Below are 5132 nucleotides of genomic sequence, written 5' to 3' on the forward strand. Positions count from 1 at the left end.
CTGGGAACTCGCCCACAACCCATTCTTTCCGCTCGACCCTGCCGGCAACGTGACGCTCGCCGGATGAGCGCCGCCCCCGTCGAGCTGCCACGCTGGGCCGATGTCGCGCTGGTGCCCCTGGTCTCGGTCGCGGCCGCGCTGCTCGTCGCAGGTCTGGTCGTCATCGGCATCGGCGAGAATCCGCTGGAGGCCACTGCGCTGTTGCTGCGCGGCGCGCTCGGCAGTGCCGAGGGCATCGGCTTCACGCTCTACTATGCGACCAACTTCATCTTCACCGGCCTCGCCGTCGCGGTCGCCTTCCATGCCGGCCTGTTCAACATCGGCGGCGAGGGACAGGCGACCGCGGCCGGCATCGCGATGGCGGTGGCCTGCCTTGCCTTGTCCTGGGCACCCGGGGTTCTCGCCGTGCCGCTCGCAGTGCTCGCGGCTGCCGCGGGCGGCGCGGCCTGGGCCTTCATCCCCGGCTGGCTTCAGGCCAGGCGCGGCAGCCATGTCGTCATCACCACGATCATGCTGAACTTCGTTGCGGCGACGCTGATCGTCTACCTGCTGCGCGAAGTCATCGGGAAACCCGGCTCGATGCAGCCGGAGACGCCGGATTTCCCGGCGCAGGCCGTGTTGACGCCGATGCATCAGCTTCTCGCCCCGCTCGGCTTGAACCTGCCTTCGACCCCGCTCAACAGCGCCTTCCTGCTCGCGCTGATGGCGCTGGTCGCGGTCTGGCTGCTGATCTATCGCTCGCGCCTGGGCTATGCGATGCGCACAGTCGGGGCCAATCCGCGCGCCGCCGCCTATGCCGGCATCTCGCCAGCCGCCGTCACCATGATCGCGATGGCGATCTCCGGGGCGCTCGCCGGCGGCCTCGCGGTCAACGAGGCGCTCGGCGTGCAGCACCGGCTGGTGCTCGATTTCACGGCCGGCTACGGCTTCGTCGGCATCGCGGTGGCACTGATGGGGCGCGGCCACCCCGTCGGCGTCGCGCTCGCGGCGCTGCTGTTCGGCGTGCTCTACCAGGGTGGGGCGGAGCTCTCCTTCGACAAGCCGACGATCACCCGGGACATGGTCGTGGTGATCGGCGGCGTGCTCATCCTGTTTGCCGGCGCGCTCGACGGCCTCTTCCGGCGGCTGGTCGCGAGCGCTCTGCATCTCGGCAGAGGGGGCGCCTGATGGACTGGGTCCAGACGCTTGCCGTCGTGCTCGATTCGACGATCCGGCTGTCGGTCCCGCTGATCTGTGCGGCGATGGCCGGCCTGTGGTCAGAGCGGGCCGGCGTCGTCGATATCGGCCTCGAGGGCAAGATGCTGATCGCGGCCTTCGCCTCCGCGACGGCGGCTTTCGTCAGCGGCTCGGCCTGGATCGGGCTCGGCGCGGGAATTCTTGCGGCGGTGGTGCTGTCGCTCGTCTATGGCTTTGCCTCCATCACCTGGCGCGGCAACCAGATCGTCTCCGGTGTCGCCATCAACATGCTGGCGGCAGGGCTCACCGTCGTCCTCGGCAATGCCTGGTTCGGACAGGGCGGGCGCACGCCCTCTCTCGAAGGCACGGCCCGCTTCGGCGAGCTGTCGCTGCCCTTCGCGCGCTGGGCTCGCGAGCATATCCCGGTGGTCGGCCTGATCTATGACGAGGTCGTCTCCGGGCATTCCGTCCCGGCCTATCTCGCCTTCCTCTGCGTTCTCGTCACCGTCTTCGTGCTGGCGCGGACACGCTTCGGCCTGCGCATCCGCGCCGTCGGCGAGAACCCTGCAGCGGTCGATACGGCCGGCATTTCGGTCGCCGGGTTGCGCTATGGCGCCGTCGCGATCTGCGGCGTGCTCTGCGGCATCGGCGGCACCTATCTCGCCGCAGCCCAATCGGCCGGTTTCCTGCCGCACATGACGGCCGGACGCGGCTTCATGGCGCTGGCCGCCGTGATCTTTGCCAATTGGCGCCCCTGGCCGGCGCTCGGCGCCTGCCTGCTGTTCGGCCTGCTCGACGCCATCGCAATCCGCCTGCAGGGCGTGACGCTGCCAGGCATCGGGTTGGTTCCGGTGGAAGCGATCCAGGCCTTGCCCTATCTGATGACCATCGTCCTGCTCGCCGGCTTCATCGGCAAGGCGACGCCGCCCAAGGCCTCCGGCCTGCCCTATGTCAAGGAACGCTGACGTGCCGGCCATGCCCGAATTCGATGCCCTCTTTGCCGCTGCGGCGGCGATCCAGCCGCGCGCCTATGCGCCCTATTCGCGCTTCAAGGTCGGATCTGCGCTGCTCGCCGATGACGGCGCCGTCTACGCCGGCTGCAATGTCGAGAATGCGGCCTACCCGGTCGGGACCTGCGCCGAAGCCGGCGCGATCGCCGCGATGATCGCGGGCGGGGCGCGGGCGATCCGCGCCGTTCTCGTTTTCGGCGAGGGCGCGGAGCTCGTCACGCCCTGCGGAGCCTGCCGCCAGCGCATGCGCGAATTCGCGGCGCCGGACACGCCGGTCGCGGTCGCCGGACCCGAAGGCATCCGGGCGCGTTTCACGATGGCGGAGCTGTTGCCAGCCTCCTTCGGACCGGCCAATTTGCCGCGGTGATTTGCAGGGGCCGCTTCGGTGGCCGAGGAGACGATCCGATGGCGGCCGACCCGGCCTTCGATGAAGCTGCGTCCGCGCTCGCCGAGCGCGGCATAGACACGATCGATTGCGCGCTGGTGCTCGGCACCGGCCTCGGCGCCATCGCCGACGACGTGCAGGATGCGATCCGCATTCCCTATGCGGAGCTGCCCGGCTTTCCGCATGGCGAGGTCTCGGGGCACGCGCGCCAGCTCTGCTATGGCACGCTGCATGGCCGGAAGGTGATGATCTATCAAGGCCGCGCGCATTACTATGAAGGCGGCGATCCCGCCGTGATGCGCGTGCCGCTCGGCCTGCTGACCGCATTCGGCTCGCCGCCTTTGATCCTGACCAATGCCGCGGGCTCGCTATCGCCGGAGATGCGGCCGGGAAGCCTCGCCCTGATCACCGACCATATCAACCTCAACGGGCCGAACCCGCTGGTCGGCGACGCCGGCGACGGCCGCTTCGTGCCGATGCTCGATGCCTACGACCCGCATCTGCGCGGCCGGCTGAAGCGCGCGGCGCAGAAGGTCGCGGTACCGCTTGGCGAGGGTGTCTACATGTGGTTCACAGGCCCGAGCTTCGAGACGCCTGCCGAGATCCGCATGGCGAAGCTGCTCGGCGCCGATCTCGTCGGCATGTCGACCGTGCCGGAGGTCATTCTCGCACGGCGCCACGGCATCCGTGTCGCCGGGCTGTCCGTCGTCACGAACATGGGCGCCGGAATGCATGGCGGCGCACCGCATCATACCGAGACGCGCGATGTCGCTGCCGTGGCGTCGACGGCCCTGCGGCGCCTGCTACGCGCCTTCCTTTCGGAGCTTTGAGCCATGTCCGAGGCTGCTATCGCCAGGCGTGCGCTTGGCCTGCTCGACCTGACCGATCTCGCCGACGATGCGACGGCGGAGGGCGCCCGCGACCTGTGCCGGCGCGCCGTCTCCGGCCCCGTGCCGGTCGCTGCGGTCTGCCTCTGGCCGCGTTTCGTCGCAACAGCGCGCGAGGCGCTGGCGGGCAGCGACGTGCGTATTGCGACGGTGGTGAACTTCCCGGACGGCGATACACCGATCGCGCCGGTGATCCGGGAGACCGAGGGCGCACTTGAGGCCGGTGCGGACGAGATCGATCTCGTCCTGCCCTGGCGCTCCCTGCTCGGCGGGGAGACGACGGCGGCGGCGGCGATGGTCCGCAACGTCAAGATGCACTGCGGCGAAAGGCTGCTGAAGGTCATTCTCGAGACCGGCGAGTACCCCGATCTCGACAAGGTGAGGATCGCCTCCGAACTCGCCGTCGCGGCCGGCGCCGATTTCATCAAGACCTCGACGGGCAAGACCGCGCACGCCGCGAGCATTCCCGCCGTGCGCGTGATGCTCGGCGTCATCGCGATGACGGATCGGCCGATCGGGCTGAAGCCCTCCGGCGGCATCCGCACGCTCGCCGATGCGAAGGCCTATCTAGACCTTGCCGACGCGACGATGGGCCCGGGCTGGGCCTCGCCCTCGACCTTCCGTTTCGGTGCCAGTGGCCTCTACACCGCGCTCGTCGCGGCAATCGATGGCAGCGCGCCCGACACGCCGCCGCGCGGGAGTTACTGAATGCGCCTGACCCAGGAGATCATTGCCGCCAAGCGCGATGGTGCGGAATTGGCCGATGCCGATATCCGCCAGATCATCGCCGGGCTGACCGACGGCACGGTCAGCGAAGGGCAGGCGGCCGCCTTCGCCATGGCGGTCTTCTTCAATGGCATGAACGAGAAGGAGCGCGTCGCGCTCACGCTTGCGATGCGCGACTCCGGCACGGTGCTGCGCTGGGACGACCTGCCTGGCCCGGCGCTGGACAAGCATTCGACCGGCGGTGTCGGTGACACGGTGAGCCTGCCGCTGGCGGCGGCGGTCGCCGCCTGCGGCGGCCATGTGCCGATGATCTCCGGGCGCGGCCTCGGCCATACCGGCGGGACGCTGGACAAGCTAGACGCCGTGCCGGGCTATGTGACGCAGCCGGGGATCGGCCTGTTCCGCGAGGTCGTGCGCGAGGTCGGCTGCGCCATCATCGGCCAGACCGCCGATCTCGCGCCGGCGGACAAGCGGCTCTATGCCATTCGCGACGTCACCGCGACCGTGGAGACGATTCCGCTGCTGGTTTCCTCGATCCTGTCGAAGAAGCTCGCCGCCGGCCTTCATGGCCTCGCCATGGACGTGAAGTTCGGCTCCGGCGCCTTCCTGCCTGATTACGCCAGGGCGCAGGCGCTGGCGCAGGCTCTGGTCGGTGTCGCCAACGGTTCCGGCCTGCCGACGACCGCCCTCCTGACCGACATGGACGAGCCGCTCGCCTCGGTCGCCGGCAATGCGCTCGAGGTCGCCTATGCGCTCGACCATCTCACCGGCCGCAGGCGCGAGCCGCGCTTCCACGAGGTCACCGTCGCGCTCGGCGCCGAGATGCTGCTGCTGGGCGGGCTCGCCTCCGATCCGGACACGGCGCGCGCGAAGATCGAAGCCGCCTTCGCATCCGGCGCGGCGGCCGAGCGCTTCGCAAGGATGGTGACGGCGCTCGGCGGTCCGGCG

Annotated in this window: 6 protein-coding genes; all 6 read left to right on the forward strand. The window is 69.7% G+C overall.

Annotation, left to right across the window (positions count from 1 at the left end):
• The first annotated feature begins 63 nt into the window (after positions 1–63).
• Positions 64–1167: an ABC transporter permease gene (locus tag ACIPIA_RS10055; protein ID WP_400509073.1), complete on the forward strand. Its 1104-nt coding sequence runs from the start codon at positions 64–66 to the stop codon at positions 1165–1167.
• Positions 1167–2141 carry an ABC transporter permease gene (locus tag ACIPIA_RS10060; protein WP_400509075.1) on the forward strand — a complete coding sequence of 325 codons (975 nt, stop codon included), beginning with the start codon at positions 1167–1169 and terminating at the stop codon, positions 2139–2141. Before ACIPIA_RS10055 ends, ACIPIA_RS10060 begins: the two co-directional genes overlap by 1 nt.
• A 10-nt stretch (positions 2142–2151) precedes the next feature.
• Positions 2152–2553, forward strand: coding sequence for a cytidine deaminase (locus ACIPIA_RS10065; RefSeq protein WP_400509083.1), 402 nt, complete (start codon positions 2152–2154; stop codon positions 2551–2553).
• Positions 2554–2591: 38 nt separating this feature from the next.
• Positions 2592–3401 carry a purine-nucleoside phosphorylase gene (locus ACIPIA_RS10070; protein ID WP_400509077.1) on the forward strand — a complete coding sequence of 270 codons (810 nt, stop codon included), beginning with the start codon at positions 2592–2594 and terminating at the stop codon, positions 3399–3401.
• A 3-nt stretch (positions 3402–3404) separates the two neighbouring features.
• Positions 3405–4166: a deoxyribose-phosphate aldolase gene (gene deoC / locus ACIPIA_RS10075; RefSeq protein WP_400509079.1), complete on the forward strand. Its 762-nt coding sequence runs from the start codon at positions 3405–3407 to the stop codon at positions 4164–4166.
• Positions 4167–5132, forward strand: a 966-nt coding sequence (locus tag ACIPIA_RS10080; RefSeq protein ID WP_400509081.1) for a thymidine phosphorylase, incomplete at its 3' end; no start/stop codon positions are given.

Source organism: Allobosea sp. CER48 (genome assembly GCF_044752385.1).
Classification (GTDB): Bacteria; Pseudomonadota; Alphaproteobacteria; order Rhizobiales; family Beijerinckiaceae; genus Allobosea.

Excerpts from the sequence above, each read along its gene's own strand:
- ACIPIA_RS10055 (WP_400509073.1), top strand. The coding sequence starts at position 64 with ATGAGCGCCGCCCCCGTCGAGCTGCCACGCTGGGCCGATGTCGCGCTG.
- ACIPIA_RS10060 (WP_400509075.1), top strand. The coding sequence starts at position 1,167 with ATGGACTGGGTCCAGACGCTTGCCGTCGTGCTCGATTCGACGATCCGG.
- ACIPIA_RS10065 (WP_400509083.1), top strand. The coding sequence starts at position 2,152 with ATGCCCGAATTCGATGCCCTCTTTGCCGCTGCGGCGGCGATCCAGCCG.
- ACIPIA_RS10070 (WP_400509077.1), top strand. The coding sequence starts at position 2,592 with ATGGCGGCCGACCCGGCCTTCGATGAAGCTGCGTCCGCGCTCGCCGAG.
- deoC (WP_400509079.1), top strand. The coding sequence starts at position 3,405 with ATGTCCGAGGCTGCTATCGCCAGGCGTGCGCTTGGCCTGCTCGACCTG.